This is a genomic window from Flavobacterium indicum GPTSA100-9 = DSM 17447, from assembly GCF_000455605.1.
Classification (GTDB): Bacteria; Bacteroidota; Bacteroidia; order Flavobacteriales; family Flavobacteriaceae; genus Flavobacterium; species Flavobacterium indicum.
In genome coordinates, this window is record NC_017025.1 from 989,529 (window position 1) to 1,005,542 (window position 16,014).

17 protein-coding genes are annotated in these 16,014 nt (G+C 30.3%); 12 read left to right on the plus strand and 5 right to left on the minus strand.

What is annotated here, in order from left to right:
- Positions 1 to 63: 63 nt before the first annotated feature.
- Positions 64 to 2,280 carry an NADP-dependent isocitrate dehydrogenase gene (locus KQS_RS04365; protein ID WP_014388000.1) on the minus strand — a complete coding sequence of 739 codons (2,217 nt, stop codon included), beginning with the start codon at positions 2,278 to 2,280 and terminating at the stop codon, positions 64 to 66.
- Between the two features lie 205 nt (positions 2,281 to 2,485).
- Positions 2,486 to 2,836: a 50S ribosomal protein L19 gene (gene rplS, locus KQS_RS04370; RefSeq protein WP_014388001.1), complete on the minus strand. Its 351-nt coding sequence runs from the start codon at positions 2,834 to 2,836 to the stop codon at positions 2,486 to 2,488.
- Between the two features lie 221 nt (positions 2,837 to 3,057).
- Here rplS and tgt point away from each other — a divergent pair, with 221 nt between their 5' ends.
- From tgt to KQS_RS04415, 10 genes are all read left to right on the plus strand, one after another.
- Positions 3,058 to 4,188 (plus strand): tRNA guanosine(34) transglycosylase Tgt, encoded by a 1,131-nt coding sequence (gene tgt, locus KQS_RS04375; protein ID WP_014388002.1) that lies wholly within the window; start codon positions 3,058 to 3,060, stop codon positions 4,186 to 4,188.
- A 43-nt stretch (positions 4,189 to 4,231) separates the two neighbouring features.
- The gene (locus tag KQS_RS04380) at positions 4,232 to 5,308 is read left to right on the plus strand and encodes an LptF/LptG family permease (RefSeq protein ID WP_014388003.1); all 1,077 of its coding nucleotides are present in this window, start codon (positions 4,232 to 4,234) and stop codon (positions 5,306 to 5,308) included.
- A complete protein-coding gene (locus KQS_RS04385) occupies positions 5,295 to 6,215 on the plus strand; it encodes a DMT family transporter (RefSeq protein ID WP_014388004.1) in 921 nt (306 codons plus the stop codon). The genes KQS_RS04380 and KQS_RS04385 overlap by 14 nt, the downstream gene beginning before the upstream one ends.
- A 78-nt stretch (positions 6,216 to 6,293) precedes the next feature.
- Positions 6,294 to 7,247 (plus strand): acetyl-CoA carboxylase carboxyltransferase subunit alpha, encoded by a 954-nt coding sequence (locus tag KQS_RS04390; RefSeq protein WP_014388005.1) that lies wholly within the window; start codon positions 6,294 to 6,296, stop codon positions 7,245 to 7,247.
- Between the two features lie 145 nt (positions 7,248 to 7,392).
- Positions 7,393 to 8,952 (plus strand): replicative DNA helicase, encoded by a 1,560-nt coding sequence (gene dnaB / locus KQS_RS04395; RefSeq protein ID WP_014388006.1) that lies wholly within the window; start codon positions 7,393 to 7,395, stop codon positions 8,950 to 8,952.
- Between the two features lie 49 nt (positions 8,953 to 9,001).
- Positions 9,002 to 9,316, plus strand: coding sequence for a hypothetical protein (locus tag KQS_RS04400; protein ID WP_014388007.1), 315 nt, complete (start codon positions 9,002 to 9,004; stop codon positions 9,314 to 9,316).
- Positions 9,317 to 9,533: 217 nt separating this feature from the next.
- Positions 9,534 to 9,962 (plus strand): hypothetical protein, encoded by a 429-nt coding sequence (locus KQS_RS04405; RefSeq protein WP_041251986.1) that lies wholly within the window; start codon positions 9,534 to 9,536, stop codon positions 9,960 to 9,962.
- Between the two features lies 1 nt (position 9,963).
- On the plus strand, positions 9,964 to 10,275 hold the full coding sequence (locus tag KQS_RS14575; protein ID WP_242400773.1) for a histidine kinase: 312 nt from the start codon (positions 9,964 to 9,966) through the stop codon (positions 10,273 to 10,275).
- 90 nt (positions 10,276 to 10,365) lie between these two features.
- The gene (locus tag KQS_RS14580; protein ID WP_242400774.1) at positions 10,366 to 10,683 is read left to right on the plus strand and encodes a sensor histidine kinase; all 318 of its coding nucleotides are present in this window, start codon (positions 10,366 to 10,368) and stop codon (positions 10,681 to 10,683) included.
- A gap of 83 nt (positions 10,684 to 10,766) precedes the next feature.
- A complete protein-coding gene (locus KQS_RS04415; protein WP_014388009.1) occupies positions 10,767 to 11,444 on the plus strand; it encodes a response regulator transcription factor in 678 nt (225 codons plus the stop codon).
- A gap of 107 nt (positions 11,445 to 11,551) precedes the next feature.
- On the opposite strand, the gene KQS_RS14655 is transcribed toward KQS_RS04415, so the two are convergent.
- Positions 11,552 to 11,677 (minus strand): hypothetical protein, encoded by a 126-nt coding sequence (locus tag KQS_RS14655; RefSeq protein WP_262487930.1) that lies wholly within the window; start codon positions 11,675 to 11,677, stop codon positions 11,552 to 11,554.
- Between the two features lie 224 nt (positions 11,678 to 11,901).
- On the opposite strand from KQS_RS14655, the gene KQS_RS04420 reads away from it, so the two are divergent.
- Together KQS_RS04420 and KQS_RS04425 are read left to right on the plus strand one after the other, a co-directional pair.
- Positions 11,902 to 13,095 (plus strand): asparagine synthetase B, encoded by a 1,194-nt coding sequence (locus tag KQS_RS04420; RefSeq protein WP_242400783.1) that lies wholly within the window; start codon positions 11,902 to 11,904, stop codon positions 13,093 to 13,095.
- A complete protein-coding gene (locus KQS_RS04425; RefSeq protein ID WP_014388011.1) occupies positions 13,095 to 14,006 on the plus strand; it encodes a glutaminase in 912 nt (303 codons plus the stop codon). Before KQS_RS04420 ends, KQS_RS04425 begins: the two co-directional genes overlap by 1 nt.
- A 212-nt stretch (positions 14,007 to 14,218) precedes the next feature.
- Here the strand turns inward: KQS_RS04425 and rlmF are convergent, their stop codons facing one another.
- Together rlmF and KQS_RS04435 are read right to left on the minus strand one after the other, a co-directional pair.
- Positions 14,219 to 15,103: a 23S rRNA (adenine(1618)-N(6))-methyltransferase RlmF gene (gene rlmF, locus KQS_RS04430; RefSeq protein ID WP_014388012.1), complete on the minus strand. Its 885-nt coding sequence runs from the start codon at positions 15,101 to 15,103 to the stop codon at positions 14,219 to 14,221.
- A 28-nt stretch (positions 15,104 to 15,131) separates the two neighbouring features.
- Positions 15,132 to 15,929, minus strand: a complete 798-nt coding sequence (locus KQS_RS04435; RefSeq protein WP_014388013.1) for an HAD family hydrolase — start codon at positions 15,927 to 15,929, stop codon at positions 15,132 to 15,134.
- Between the last annotated feature and the right edge of the window lie 85 nt (positions 15,930 to 16,014).

Consider the following 16,014-nt stretch of genomic DNA (forward strand, 5'->3'; position numbering starts at 1 on the left):
GAGTGGGTTAATAAAAAAGCGGTTCCTTTTAAGAACCGCTTCAATTTATTTAATAATAATTGATTATAATTTAGCTATAATTGCATTTAAAGTTGTACTTGGACGCATGGCATTAGTAGTTAAAACTTCATTAGGTTGGTAATATCCACCAATTTCTTGAGCTTTACCTTGAGCTGCGATTAATTCTGCGTCAATTTTAGCCTCATTAGAAGTCATCTCTTCAGCAATTGGACTAAAAATAGCTTTTAAATCAGCATCTTTTGATTGTTCAGCTAATGCTTGAGCCCAATATAAAGCCAAATAGAAGTGTGAACCTCTGTTGTCAATTTCGCCTACTTTACGAGCAGGTGATTTATCATTAGCTAAGAATTTAGCATTGGCTTCATCTAATGTATCGGCTAAAACTTGCGCTTTTGCATTATTTTGTGTTTGTGCCAAATGTTCTAAAGAAGCTTGTAAGGCTAAAAATTCCCCTAAAGAATCCCAACGTAAATACCCTTCTTCAACAAATTGTTCCACATGCTTTGGAGCAGAACCACCAGCCCCCGTTTCAAATAATCCACCTCCGTTCATTAATGGAACAATAGATAACATTTTTGCAGAAGTTCCTAATTCTAAAATAGGGAATAAATCGGTTAAGTAATCACGCAATACATTTCCAGAAACAGAAATTACATCTTTTCCTTCACGGATGATACGTAACGTTTCCGTCATAGCGTCTTTAACATCCATAATGCGAATGTCTAAACCTGTTGTATCGTGATCTTTTAAATATAATTCAACTTTTTTGATTATTTCTCTATCGTGTGCTCTGTCTTTGTCTAACCAGAAAATAGCTGGTGTGTTAGATAAACGCGCTCTATTTACCGCTAATTTTACCCAATCTTGAATAGGTGCATCTTTTGTTTGACACATTCTAAAAATATCGCCAGCTTCTACATTTTGTGCTAATAATACAGTTCCGTTTTCGTCTTCAACAGTTACAACACCATTTGCATTTAATTGGAATGTTTTGTCGTGTGAACCATATTCTTCTGCTTTTTGAGCCATTAAACCAACATTAGGAACTGAACCAATTTTAGTTGGATCTAATGCCCCATTTTTCTTCATATCATCGATACATGCGGAATAAAATCCGGCATAAGAACGATCTGGAATAATTGCAATAGTGTCTTCTTCTTTTCCTTCTGCATTCCACATTTTCCCACCACTTCTTGCTAATGCTGCCATTGACGCATCAACAATAACATCTGATGAAACATGGAAGTTCGTAATACCTTTATCAGAATTAACCATAGCTACTCTTGGCCCATTGGCTAATGCATCCGCAATAGCTTGTTTGATTTCTGCTTCTTGAGGAATACCTGAAATTTTATTGTATAAATCTTGTAAACCGTTATTTGGATTAATATCTAAAGATTTAAATAATTCTGCATATTTAGAGTAAACATCAGCAAAGAAAGTTTCAACAATTGCACCAAAAATTATTGGATCAGAAACTTTCATCATAGTTGCTTTTAAATGCGCAGAAAGCATTACGTTTTTTGCTTTTGCATCAGCAATAGTTGCGCTAACAAATTGTTTTAACGCCTTTAATTTCATAACTGAAGTATCGATAACTTCACCAGCTTTTAAGTCTGCGTAATCTTTTAATACAGTTTTTGAACCACTTATATCAGTAAAAACAATTTTATATTTACAGGCATTGGCTAAGGTTGTTGAATTTTCTGTGCCGTAGAAATCACCGGCATTCATATGGGCTACTTCAGTTTTGCTGTCATTTGCCCAAGTTCCCATTCTATGCGGATTAACTTTTGCATAGTTTTTAACAGCTTTAGGAGCTCTTCGGTCAGAGTTACCTTCTCGTAAAACTGGATTTACAGCTGAGCCTAAAACTTTAGAATATTTAGTTTTAATTTCTTTTTCAGTATCGTTTTGAGGTTCTTCTGGGTAATTGGGAACAGCAAAACCATGTTTTTGTAATTCAGCAATTGCTTCTTTTAATTGAATTACTGATGCTGAAATGTTTGGTAATTTAATAATATTTGCTTCAGGAGTAGTGGCTAATTGCCCAAGTTCAGCTAACGCATCATTAATTTTTTGTTCTTCTTTTAAATATTCTGAGAAGTTAGCTAAAATTCTTCCTGCTAATGAAATATCTCTTGTTTCAACTTTAATTCCAGCTGTTTTAGTATAAGCTTGAATGATTGGTAGTAACGAATGTGTGGCAAGCATAGGTGCTTCATCCGTAAGGGTATAAATTATTTTTGAATTAGACATGATGTATTTTGTTTGTTTGTGTTTGTTTAGCAAATATAATAAATTTAAGAAGTTTGTTAAAAAATTACTTCTTCAAAATTGATTATTAAGGAATTGATAAAATAATCTTGAAAAAAAATGATTTTCTTAAAATTTTAAGTTCAAAATTATGGATATAAAAAAATCCCGAGTATCTCGGGATTTTTTATTTCTTGAAAAAAGAGAATTAAGCTCTTCTTTGTTTGATTTTTGCTTTTTTACCAGTAAGTTCTCTGAAGTAGAAGATACGAGCTCTACGAACTTTACCTCTTTGGTTTACTTCAATCGATTGTAAAGCTGGCATGTTAACAGGGAAGATACGCTCTACACCTACAGCACCAGACATTTTTCTAATTGTAAAAGTTTCAGTTAAACCAGTTCCTCTTTTTTGGATTACTACACCTTTAAAGAACTGAGTTCTTGTTTTTTCACCCTCTTTAATTTCGTAGTATACAGTAATTGTATCACCAGCGTTGAATTGAGGGAAATCTTTTTTTGCAACAAATTCGTTTTGAACGAAATCAACTAAATTTGACATAGTTAAAAATATAAATAATTAAACCTGAGCAACATACACGTCTTTCGCCAGAGGTTGGTCAAATGTGGGTGCAAAATTATATCTTTTTTATGAAATCACAAAACATTGTTTGTATAAAATAAATTTCATCCGTTAATTTTATGGTAAATTTTCCAAAAACTTTCAAAATCGCACTTCTAACTTCTAACTTTTGAATTATATTTGCCCATTAATTTGAAAATATGAAGTTTGATTTACTAAAGAAAGATCCCAAAAGTAAAGCAAGAGCAGGTGTTGTAACAACAGATCACGGAGTTATTGAAACGCCTATTTTTATGCCTGTTGGAACAGTTGCTTCTGTTAAAGGAGTGCATCAAAGAGAATTAAAGCAAGATATAAATCCCGATATTATTTTAGGAAATACCTACCATTTATACTTAAGACCTCAAACCGATATTTTAGAAAAGGCAGGTGGTTTGCATAAATTCATGAATTGGGATAGAAATATCTTAACTGATTCTGGAGGCTATCAAGTATATTCATTGTCTTCTAATAGAAAAATTAAAGAAGAAGGAGTGAAGTTTAAATCGCATATTGATGGTTCGTATCATTTCTTTTCTCCTGAAAATGTAATGGAAATTCAAAGAACTATTGGAGCTGATATTATTATGGCTTTTGATGAGTGTACACCTTATCCTTGCGATTATCGTTATGCGAAAAGATCTATGCACATGACGCATCGTTGGTTGGATAGATGTATTGCGCATTTAGATAAATTGCCTTTTAAATACGGGTATTCACAAGCTTTTTTTCCTATTGTTCAAGGAAGTACCTATAAAGATTTACGTCAACAATCAGCTGAATATATTGCTAGTGTAGGGGCAGAAGGAAACGCTATTGGCGGTTTATCAGTTGGTGAACCTGCGGAAGAAATGTATGCCATGACAGAAGTAGTAACGGCTATTTTACCTGAAGATAAACCAAGGTATTTAATGGGGGTGGGAACGCCTATTAATATTTTAGAAAATATTGCTTTAGGAATTGATATGTTTGATTGTGTAATGCCAACTAGAAATGCTAGAAATGGAATGTTGTTTACTGCTAACGGTATTATCAACATTAAAAATAAAAAATGGGAAGCAGATTTTTCACCTATTGATGAAATGGGGCATACTTTTGTAGATTTAGAATATTCTAAAGCTTATTTAAGACACTTATTTGCGGCCAATGAATATTTAGGTAAACAAATTGCAACTATACATAATTTAGGATTTTATATGTGGTTGGTTCGTGAAGCCAGAAGACAAATTTTAGCGGGGACATTTAGAGAGTGGAAAGAAAAAATGGTAGTGCAAATGGCGCAACGCTTGTAATTTAAAAACTATTTGTTAATTGTTTTAATGATTAAATAAACAAATGAAAATAATAGATTGGTACATCTTAAAACGTTATTTGGTAACATTTACTGTGATGATTATCATGTTTATCCCTATTGGGATAATCATTGATGTCTCTGAAAAAATCAATCGTATGATTGAGCATAAAGTGGCATTAAAAGATGTAGCGGTATATTATGGTGGATTTACAGTATACTTTGCAAATTTATTATTTCCTATTTTTCTGTTTTTATCTATAATTTGGTTCACCTCAAAGCTAGCAAATAACACTGAAATTATTGCTATTTTAAGTTCGGGAATTTCTTTTACTCGTTTCTTAAGACCTTATTTAATAGGTGCATCTATTATTTCTTTTGTAGTTTTAGTTATGGGTTTTTTTATTTTACCTAAAGCAAGTGAAAAATATTGGAACTTTAGGTATACTTATTTAACTAAAAATAAAGAGAATGTTGAAAATACGGATATTTTTAAACAATTATCTAAAGATGAATATATTTATTTAGCGAACTTTAATGTATTGTCTAAGACAGGATTTGATTTTGTATATGAGAAATTTAAAGACAATAAGTTAGTATATAAAATTACAGCTAATAGAATGAAGTATAATGAAAGAACAAAAGATTATACATTATTCGGATATATAAAGAGAAATGTAGGTAAACATGATGATACTTTTGAAAAATATGAACAAAAGGTCGTAAAATATAATATAGAACCTAATGATTTAACTCCTACAATTTATGTAGGTGAAACTATGGATGTTTTTGAATTGTATAATTTTATTGAAAGAGAAAAAAGTAGGGGAAATTCAAAAGTAGATGTTTATTTAGTTGTATTGTATAAGCGTTTTAGCAATCCAATATCTGCATTTATATTAACTATTATTGCAGTTTCGGTTTCAGCCATGAAAAGAAGAGGTGGTATGGGAATAAATTTGGCAATTGGTATTTGTATTGCTTTTGCATTTATTTTCTTCGATAAAATTTTTGTTAATCTAGCTGAAAAATCTAGTATTCCTCCATTAGTAGCTGTTTGGTTACCTAATGTGTTATTCGGAATTTTAGCTTATTATCTATTAAAAAATGCCAAAAGGTAATTTAAAGCATTATTTACATCTGCATTTAATTGTATTTATTTGGGGATTTACAGCTATACTTGGTGCTTTAATATCCTTAGATGCTTTGCCATTAGTTTGGTGGAGGATGTTAATTGCTGTTGTTCTAATTTATTTTTATATTCAATTCAAGAAGGAATCTTTAAAATTATCCTATAAAGATATTTTTTTACTTTTATTGTCAGGGTTGATAATTGCGCTTCATTGGTTTACTTTTTTTAAAGCTATTAAAATTTCTAATATTTCAATCACATTAGCTTGTTTGTCTACAGGAGCTTTTTTTGCTTCCCTTTTGGAACCTATTATTTTTAGAACCAAAATGGTTTGGTACGAAATTCTTTTTGGTTTAGTCGTGTTAATTGGGTTGTACTTTGTAATTGATGCGTCAGAACCAGATTTTATTAAAAATAGTGTGAATTCAAATTTATCAGGAACAATGTTAGGTGTATTAACAGCTTTAACATCTGCATTTCTGTCGGCTTTGTTTTCGGTTATTAACGGTCAGTTTGCTAAAAGAATTCATTCAACAGTTATTTCTTTTTATGAACTGTTAGGCGGGGTATTGTTTTTTTCATTGATATTGCTGTTTAATGGTGACTTTAGCTTTAATTTTTTTAAATTATCGTTAAATGATTTGTTGTGGCTTTTTATTTTAGCTTCCATTTGTACCGCTTATGCATTTATTGCTTCTGTAGGAGTTATGAAATATCTGTCGCCCTACACGGTTATGTTAACTATTAATCTAGAACCTGTTTATGGAATTGCTTTGGCAATTTTATTATTTGAAGATAAAGAACAAATGGGAGTCGGATTTTATATAGGTGCAGCAATAATCCTTATTACCGTGATTTTGAATGGATTAATTAGGAATTCTAAAAAAAATACTTAGTTTGTTTTTTTAAAACTATACCAAATCATATTAAAATTATATCTTTGTCATACAAACGAATTAAACAATATAACTTTTATGGAATATTTAGATTTTGAATTACCAATAAAAGAGCTTGAAGATCAATTAGATAAATGTCAATTAATTGGACAAGAATCTGATGTTGACGTAAGTGATACTTGTAAACAGATTGAATTAAAATTAGAAGAGACAAAAAAACAAATTTACGGGAACTTAACTGCATGGCAAAGAGTTCAAATGTCTCGTCATCCTAATAGACCTTATACCTTAGAACACATAACAAATTTGACAGATGGTACTTTTTTAGAACTTTTTGGAGATAGAAGTTTTAAAGATGATAAAGCTATGGTTGGTGGTTTAGGTAAAATCAACGGTCAATCATTTATGATTATTGGTCAGCAAAAAGGAATTAATACTAAAATGCGTCAATTGAGAAATTTTGGTATGGCAAATCCAGAAGGTTATAGAAAAGCGCTGCGATTAATGAAAATGGCAGAAAAGTTTAATATTCCTGTATTAACATTGATCGATACTCCAGGGGCATATCCAGGTTTAGAAGCGGAAGAAAGAGGTCAAGGAGAAGCAATTGCTAGAAATATATTTGAAATGGCTCGCTTAAAAACGCCTATCATTTCTGTAATTATTGGAGAAGGTGCTTCAGGTGGAGCATTAGGAATTGGTGTTGGTAACAAGGTATTTATGTTAGAGAATACATGGTATTCAGTTATTTCGCCAGAATCATGTTCCTCTATTTTGTGGAGAAGTTGGGATTATAAAGCACAAGCTGCCGAAGCCTTAAAATTGACTTCTTTTGATATGAAAGAACAAAATTTAATTGATGATATTATTCCAGAACCACTTGGAGGTGCACATTTTGATAGAGATACAACTTTCAAAAATGTTAAAGAATACGTTATGAAAGCTTTTGAAGAATTAAAAGATTTATCAACAGCTGAATTAGTAGCACAAAGAATGGATAAATACAGTAAAATGGGTCAATTTCAAGAATAATTGAAATTACATATATTAACCGTCCTGTTGAAATCCTTTGACAGGACGGTTTTTTTTGACATATTAACATAATGCAATGAGTTGTCAACATTTGCGTTTAATAAAATAATCGACATTCATCTTTAAAAAAGTTTATCTTCGCTTTATGGAAAAATCATTAAATATTAACCCGATAAAAGTTGATAAAACTACCATAATTAATTTAGAAAAAGGAAAGTTACCACCTCAAGCTGTTGATGTTGAAGAAGCAGTTTTAGGTGCTATGATGATTGATAAAAAAGGTACAGATGAAGTAATTGATATTCTTCATCCAGAAGCTTTTTATAAAGATGCACATAAATATATTTTTGAAGCTATTGTGCAGTTGTTTCATAATTCACCTCCTCAACCTATTGATTTATTAACGGTTTCTGCTCAATTAAAAAGAAATGGTAAGTTAGAATTAGCTGGTGGTGATTTATATTTAATTCAACTAACCCAAAAAATTGCTTCATCCGCTCATATTAATTTTCACGCGCGTATTATTCTTCAAAAGTATATTCAGCGTACATTAATTGGAATTTCTAGCAATCTAATTGAAGATTGTTACGATGAAACCATGGATGTTTTTGATTTATTAGATAAAGCTGAAGCTAATCTTTATGAAGTAACTCAAGGAAATTTAAAGAAGGGATATGAAACGGCTCAAAGTTTGGTTACTCAAGCAAAACATAGAATTGAAGAAATTTCAAATCGAGAAGGTTTATCAGGTATACCAACAGGTTTTAGAAAATTAGACGAATTAACATCTGGTTGGCAACCGTCTGATTTAATTATTATTGCCGCACGTCCCGGTATGGGTAAAACGGCCTTTGTATTATCAATGGCCAGAAATATTGCTATTGATGGTAATGCCCCCGTGGCTTTATTTTCTCTTGAGATGTCTTCTGTACAGTTAATCACTCGTTTAATTTCAAGTGAAACAGGGCTTTCTTCAGAGAAATTGAGAAAAGGAAATTTAGAGCCGCATGAATGGGAACAGTTAAATGTTAAAGTTAAAGATCTTGAAAAAGCTCCTTTATATATAGACGATACTCCTTCTTTATCCATTTTCGATTTAAGAGCAAAAGCAAGACGTCTCGTTTCACAACATGGAATTAGACTGATTGTAATTGATTATCTTCAATTAATGTCAGCCGGTGGTGGTTCTAAAGGTGGTGGAAATCGTGAGCAAGAAATTTCAACTATTTCTAGAAACTTAAAAGCATTAGCTAAAGAGCTTGATGTACCTGTAATTGCACTTTCACAGTTGTCTCGTGCCGTGGAAACACGTGGTTCAAGTAAAAGGCCTCTATTGTCTGATTTACGTGAATCGGGTGCTATTGAACAAGATGCAGATATTGTATCGTTTATCTATCGACCAGAATATTATAAAATAGAACAATGGGACGATGAAGAAGGCTCACCAACAACAAATCAGGCTGAATTCATTGTGGCAAAACACAGAAATGGTAGTTTAGATAATATTCGATTAAAATTCTTAGGTCAATACGGTAAGTTTGATAATTTAGATGAATTTGGTTCTACATTTGATGAATTACCATCAAAAATGAATTTAGATTCTCAACCTAATCCTTTTGCAACACCTAATTTGCCTTCTCCAAATGACGCATTTGGAAGTGCAATGAACCAGAATTTTGATTTAGATAACGATGTTCCTTTTTAATTTTTAATTTTTTTATTACATTTATAAAAACCTAAAAAATAAAAAAATTATGCCTAATTACATTATTGATTTATCCGATGCTGAGAGTTGGGGACGCTCTTGGCAAACAGCACCACCGAAAGATTTAGCAAAAGCGCATCAAATTCCATTAGAAGTGTTAAATGGTTTAATTGAAACACCCGATATGGCTAGTATTAGAGCCTACATGGGAGTTGATTCTGGAGGTATACAACGTTTAATGATTGTAGCAGTTGATTCAAATGGAAATGATTTGATTGATAACAATAACAATCAATTTATTTATTCTGGAACAAGCCCTTGTCCAGAAAATTGTGATACATCAAGTCCTCTTTATAATCCATAAGCTATTGAAAACGAAGTACTATTTTTTTTTACTATCATTTATAGTAGCAGTATGTTATCTTATAAGCTCTAGGAATAGAAGTAGAGCTTATAAGATTTTTGCTTTATATCTTTTTGTTTTTGTTTTATTAGATTGGATTAGTACAGAGTTATATAAATGGTTTAGAATTTATAATCATTTTTTCATAAATATTATATTTCTTGTACAATTTAGTTTATTGAGTTTTTTTTATTCTAATTCATTTAAAGTAAATAAATGGAGAAATTTAGTAGATGTTATTTCTATTGTTGTTAATTTATTTTTACTCCTTAAATATCTGTTTTTTCCAGATGATTTTTTTAAATTTCATTATTTTGATATTTATTTGACCGTTTTTCCATTAATAGTATATTCAACTATTTATTTGTATAACGATTATGAAGAGCGGCAAGAGTTGTATTATGCAAATATTGGGATGCTTATATTTTTAATTTTTTCTTTTGTTGAAAATCTTACATGGCCACTACACAGTATTTCAATTGAAAATACATATATGTCTCAATTTAATAGGTTGTTAAATGTAATTTTTAAGTATGTAGGCAATACAACTGTGGTTGTATCTTCTGTTTTCTTTGTTGTTCAACTATATAAAGATAATAAACAATAATATGTATGTAACTCATTTAGCTGTAGAACAAATCATTCAAGCATTTTTGGCAATACTTTTTGCTTTTTTTAGTATTTTCATTACGCTTATTTTGTTCTTTTACTTTTCTAGAAAAAAAATAGTTAAAGTAGAAGTAGAAAAAAAGAGCTTAGAAGTTGAATATCAAAAATCTATTTTACAATCGATAATAGCAACACAGGAAGAAGAACGTAAAAGAATTGCTCAAGATTTGCATGACGATATTAGCTCAAAATTAAACATTGTTTCACTTAATACTCATTTATTAAGAACACCAAATTTAAGTGAAAGTTAAATAACTGAAATTACACAAAATATAATTGATTTAACTAAGAAAGCCCTAGAAAATTCAAGAAGAATTGCACATGATTTATTGCCACCTGTATTGGAAAAGTTTGGATTACACGCAGGAATTGAAGAACTTGTTTTCGAATGTAATACTTCAAAAAGTGTAAAAGTTTCTTATTCTAATAAATTAAAAAACTTGTCATTAAGTGATGTTAATATTGACAACCAATTACATATATTTAGAATCATTCAGGAACTCATAAATAATTCCATAAAACATGGTGAATCTAAAGAAATTTCTATTTTCTTTGCAGAAGAAAATAAAAATTTTATTATAGAATACTCTGATAATGGACGCGGAATTGATTTGAATAAAATTGGATTTAAAAAAAGGTATTGGACTTTCAAATATTGAAAGTAGAGTAACAATTATTAATGGAAAGTACAACATTATTTCAAGTCCTAATAAAGGAATGAAATTTAAATTAAGTTTTTCTCATGAATACTATGATTAAAATTGTTTTGGTCGATGATGAAGTTTTATTTAGAAAAGGGATTTCATTTATTTTGCAAAGAGAGCCTAATTTCCAAATCATTTTCGAAGCTTCAAATGGTCAGGAATTGATAAATTATCTTACTAATAATGGTGATAAACCAGATATTATTATGATGGATTTAAAAATGCCCTTATTAAATGGAGTGGAAACAACTAAAATAATTCATGAAAATCATTCAAATATTAAAGTTATAGCCTTAACTAGTTACAATACTCCTTCTTTTATTTCAAACATGATTCAAGTTGGAGCATGTTCCTATATTGTGAAAAATGCTTCACCTGAAGAGGTTGTTTTTACTATTAATGAAGTTGCAAATAAGGGTTTTTATTATAGTGATTATGTAATGAAAGTGATTCACACAGATATAGTGTCTGGAAAGCAACCCTTAAAAACAGATTTGGATGGAGAATTTTTAACACCTAGAGAAGTTGAAATTCTTCAATTAATTTGTCAACAATATACTTCGGCAGAAATTGCAGATATTTTATCTATTAGCTCAAGAACAGTCGAAGGGCATAGAAATAATTTATTAGAAAAGACAAAAACAAAAAATATAGCGGGTTTAGTTGTTTATGCAATTCAAAATAAAATATTTAATGTTGACGAATTGAATTTATAATAAAATAAATTCAACTATTGTAATTCAGAAAAAAAAATCGAAACAGAACATAAAAGAAACTAACCAAAAATGGTTGTAGTATTCATTTGGACGAGGCATAGATAAGTTTAAAATTGCAGTAAAAATCTAATGGCTAAAATTAGATAAACACATATTGTTGCAATTAATAGTATTATTCCAAATCTTCTTAATTGATTCATTTCTCTTTTCTCAAACATTGGATAAATATTCATAATATTATTTTTTACTAAATTATAAACTAATTTCTACCTACAGTAGAGTATATTTACCTGATTTTTTATATAGGTATTTTTACGTGTATTAATATTCTAAGCTTTTTTGTTTAAATTTGTTAGATATTATTTATTCCATGAATTTTTCAAAATCGAGTTGTAAAATTTTAATACTTTTTTTAGTAGCAATTAATTTTGTTAAGGCGTCTTCTGTTCTTATTCCTATGGAAGCTGAAGGGCAGCAAAATCATTTAAAAGCTTATGGTATAACATATTGGGCTTTAACAAAAGGATATAAAGTAAATTGGTTGTTAAACTATCGTGGCGGTGCTTTTCTTATGCCAGATGCAGATGAAGTTCGAAAAGAATGTCAAATTAGAAGTGTAACCTTTGAAGTTATTTCAGATGCAACAGCTACTTCAATTCTTGAAGAAATTGCTAGTCCGTCTCAAAATACTGAAACTGTATTACTTGAAAAAGCACCTAAAATCGCTGTATATACACCTAAAGGAAAACAACCTTGGGATGATGCAGTAACTATGGTCTTAACCTATGCTGAAATTCCCTATACAGAAATATATGATGAAGAAGTATTAAGTGACCAATTACTAATGTATGAATGGTTGCATTTACATCATGAAGATTTTACAGGTCAGTATGGGAAATTTTTTGGAGCTTACCGAAATGCACCTTGGTATATTGAACAAAAAAAAGAAGCAGAAGCTTTAGCTGCAAAACTTGGATTTTCTAAAGTAGCTGAAGAAAAACGAGCAGTTGCTATTAAAATAAGAGATTACGTAATTGGTGGTGGTTTCATGTTTGCCATGTGTTCAGCAACAGATAGTTTTGATATTGCTTTGTCCGCAGAAGGTGTAGATATTTGTGAACCTATGTTTGACGGAGATAATAGTGATGCCAATTATCAAAGTAAGATTGATTACAACAATACGTTTGCATTTAAAGATTATATTCTTGAAAGAAATCCAATGGTTTATGAGTTTTCAGACATAGACACGACAGAAGAACATGGTAAAGGCGCAATGAAAATGGAAAATGATTATTTTACGTTGATGGAATATTCTGCAAAATGGGACCCAATTCCCACAATGTTATGTCAAAATCATACACAATTAGTAAAAGGTTTTATGGGACAAACTACTGCTTTTAGAGCTGAAAAAATAAAATCGAATGTGCTAGTAATGGGTGAATGTAAAATTAATGGGGAAGCGCGATACATTCACGGGACAAAAGGAAAAGGTATGTTTACTTATTATGGAGGTCACGATCCAGAAGATTACCAACATAGAGTGGGAGATGCTCCTACTGTTCTAGACTTACATCCTAATTCACCAGGATACCGATTAATATTAAATAATGTTTTATTCCCTGCAGCTAAAAAGAAAAAATTAAAAACATAATGAACTATCGAACCGTTTTAGATAAAATATATATTAATTCTAAAGATTTTCCTAAAATGGGAGTGGTGTCAACTTCTATTCCAGAATTGGCAAAAGTACACCCAGATAAATTTGGAATACACTTAACAACAATAAATGGAGAAGAAATAGGTGTTGGGAATTCTAACGAAAAGTTTTCTATTCAATCGGTTTCAAAAGCATTAACTGTAGCACTAGCATTTTCTAAATGTGGTGAGGAAATATGGAATCGAGTTGGCGTAGAACCTTCGGGAAATCCATTTAATTCCTTAGTGCAATTAGAATTTGAAAAAGGAATTCCAAGAAATCCATTTATTAATGCCGGAGCTTTAGTAATTGCTGATATTTTAGTTACAGTACTTCAAAATCCTAAAGAAGATTTGTTGCATTTTATCAGAACCATTTCCGGATTTGAAACGATAGATTTTAATTTAAAAGTTGCTCAATCTGAAAAAGAAACTGGATTTAGAAATGCGGCATTAGCTAATTTCCTAAAATCATTTGGAAATATTCAAAATGAGGTAGATGTGGTGTTAGATTTTTATTTTCACCAATGCTCTATTGAAATGACCTGTAAAGAATTAGCCCATGCGTTTTTTATTTTTGCTAACGAAGGAAAAACAAAAAAAGGCAATCAAATACTAACAACAAGTCAAGTGAAACGATTAAATGCTTTAATGCAAACTTGCGGATTTTATGACGAATCGGGTGAGTTTACCTATCGTGTAGGATTGCCTGGTAAAAGTGGAATTGGTGGTGGAATTGCTGCCTTATTGCCAAAACAATTCGCTATTGCCTGTTGGTCTCCTCGATTAAATGAAAAAGGAAATTCAGAATTAGGCATGTTTGCCTTAGAACAATTAACTACCGAAACAGGTATGTCAATATTTTAATATAAGTCAATTCTTTACAAATTTCCATTCGTATACATTAAATTGCATTTAATCACAAAATAACTTTTCATCTTATTTATTTCAATACTTTTAATTACCCAAAATATAAGAAATAATCAAAATAGTATGAAAATGAAAACTACCCGACTTTTCATTATTATAGTTTTGGTAATTTTATGTGTAGTATTAAATGTAATTAATATTATGATGAATTAAAATTGCCATGCTAAAATACGTGTAATTTTATTCCCTTGATGCATTTCTATGGTTTCAAATTTCGCATCTAATTTTTTCAAAATACGAAAAAATTCTTTTAAGTGATCTTTTTTTGAAACCAATGTTGTAAACCATTTTATTTGATTTTTGAAGTGCTTACTTTCATAAATAAAGTTGGTAATAAATGCTTTTTCGCCACCTTCACACCATAATTCATTATTTTGTCCACCGAAATTAAGAACTGGTTTTTCTTCAACAGCTTGACCTAAATTTTTTAATTTTCGTTTAGTGCCTTGGGTTGCAGCTTCTCTAGAATCATGAAAGGGTGGATTGCATATAATACAATCAAATTTTTCATTTTCTTGAATGATGTTTTTTAATATATTTCGTTTATTGTCTTGAAAACGTATGGTGATGGCTTTTTGCAGTTCATTGGAATGTATAATTTTTTCTGCCGTGATTTTAGCAGGTTTATCAATTTCAGTACCAACAAATGTCCATCCATAGGTTTGATGTCCAATAATAGGGTAGATGCAATTTGCTCCTGTTCCAATGTCTAATATTTTTATTCCACTTCCAGTAGGTAAAGTTCCATTAATTCCTTTTGCTAATAAATCTGCAACATAATGAATGTAATCGGCTCTTCCGGGAATTGGCGGAACTAAATTTGTTTTGGGTAATTCGTAATGATTAATCTGGTAATCCTGTTTTAATATGGCTTTGTTTAAAGCTCTTACGGCCTCAGGATTTGCAAAATCAACACTTTCATTTCCATAGGAGTTGACAAAAACAAAAGATTTCAATTCAGGATAAACCTCAATTAATTTCTGAAAATCATAGGATGAATTGTGTTTGTTTCTAGGATGCAAGGTTTTTGTCATGATTTGATATTTGTTTTACAAAATTAAGTTATTCTAAAATATTTTTTTGAATAAAATCAACTACGCCATTTTCATCATTACTTTTGGTTTGATAAGAAGCTAAACCTTTAATAGCAGAGTGGGCATTTTCCATTGCCACCGAATAAGTTGCTTGTTTAAATAATTCTAAGTCATTTAAATAGTCACCAAAAACAAGAGTTTCCTCTTTTGAAATATGCCAAATAGTTTGCAGTTGTTCTAAAGCCGTACCTTTATTTATATTTAATTGCATAACATCTACCCAATAATAACCAGATACTTTAATTTGAAATGCTGTTTTAAACGGATTTAAAAAAGGATAAATATTTTCTTCAGCACCATTAGGATTGTATAAGGCAATTTTAAAAAAATCGTCTTCCATACATAAAACAGCATCAACAATTTGATAAGCGTTATAAAATTCTTTAAAGAAAGAAACAAAAGCGGCATCATGTTGTTCAATATAGGCTTGTTTTTTTCCACATAAAACGAGATATGTATTTGGTATAGTTCGGATAAATGAAATGATTGAATTTAATTTAGCTTTAGGGATTTTATGAACCGCAATTTCAGATGTATTTGATTTGATATAGGCACCATTTTCTGCAACTATAGTAATGTTATTAGTAAAATGTTCAAACTTGTCAATAATGCTGTAATATTGACGACCACTGGCTGCTACAAATTTGATGTTTTGGGCTTCTAAAAGTTTATAAATATCTTCAAAATTACTAGGTAACTGATGCTTTGAATTTAACAAAGTACCATCCATATCAGATACTATTAATTTAATGTTGTTCAATTTCATTTTAAATTTAAAATGGTAAATAAAAAATCCCGACTCTGTCGGGATTTCATATTATGGTAAGTAAGATAAATAAGTTAAACGTTTA

Excerpts from the sequence above, each read along its gene's own strand:
- KQS_RS04420 (WP_242400783.1), top strand. The coding sequence starts at position 11,902 with ATGGAAGCTGAAGGGCAGCAAAATCATTTAAAAGCTTATGGTATAACA.
- rplS (WP_014388001.1), bottom strand. The coding sequence starts at position 2,836 with ATGTCAAATTTAGTTGATTTCGTTCAAAACGAATTTGTTGCAAAAAAA.
- KQS_RS04385 (WP_014388004.1), top strand. The coding sequence starts at position 5,295 with ATGCCAAAAGGTAATTTAAAGCATTATTTACATCTGCATTTAATTGTA.
- KQS_RS04400 (WP_014388007.1), top strand. The coding sequence starts at position 9,002 with ATGCCTAATTACATTATTGATTTATCCGATGCTGAGAGTTGGGGACGC.
- KQS_RS04380 (WP_014388003.1), top strand. The coding sequence starts at position 4,232 with ATGAAAATAATAGATTGGTACATCTTAAAACGTTATTTGGTAACATTT.
- KQS_RS14575 (WP_242400773.1), top strand. The coding sequence starts at position 9,964 with ATGTATGTAACTCATTTAGCTGTAGAACAAATCATTCAAGCATTTTTG.
- dnaB (WP_014388006.1), top strand. The coding sequence starts at position 7,393 with ATGGAAAAATCATTAAATATTAACCCGATAAAAGTTGATAAAACTACC.
- tgt (WP_014388002.1), top strand. The coding sequence starts at position 3,058 with ATGAAGTTTGATTTACTAAAGAAAGATCCCAAAAGTAAAGCAAGAGCA.
- KQS_RS04365 (WP_014388000.1), bottom strand. The coding sequence starts at position 2,280 with ATGTCTAATTCAAAAATAATTTATACCCTTACGGATGAAGCACCTATG.
- KQS_RS04415 (WP_014388009.1), top strand. The coding sequence starts at position 10,767 with ATGAATACTATGATTAAAATTGTTTTGGTCGATGATGAAGTTTTATTT.
- KQS_RS04435 (WP_014388013.1), bottom strand. The coding sequence starts at position 15,929 with ATGAAATTGAACAACATTAAATTAATAGTATCTGATATGGATGGTACT.
- KQS_RS04425 (WP_014388011.1), top strand. The coding sequence starts at position 13,095 with ATGAACTATCGAACCGTTTTAGATAAAATATATATTAATTCTAAAGAT.
- KQS_RS14655 (WP_262487930.1), bottom strand. The coding sequence starts at position 11,677 with ATGAATATTTATCCAATGTTTGAGAAAAGAGAAATGAATCAATTAAGA.
- rlmF (WP_014388012.1), bottom strand. The coding sequence starts at position 15,103 with ATGACAAAAACCTTGCATCCTAGAAACAAACACAATTCATCCTATGAT.
- KQS_RS04390 (WP_014388005.1), top strand. The coding sequence starts at position 6,294 with ATGGAATATTTAGATTTTGAATTACCAATAAAAGAGCTTGAAGATCAA.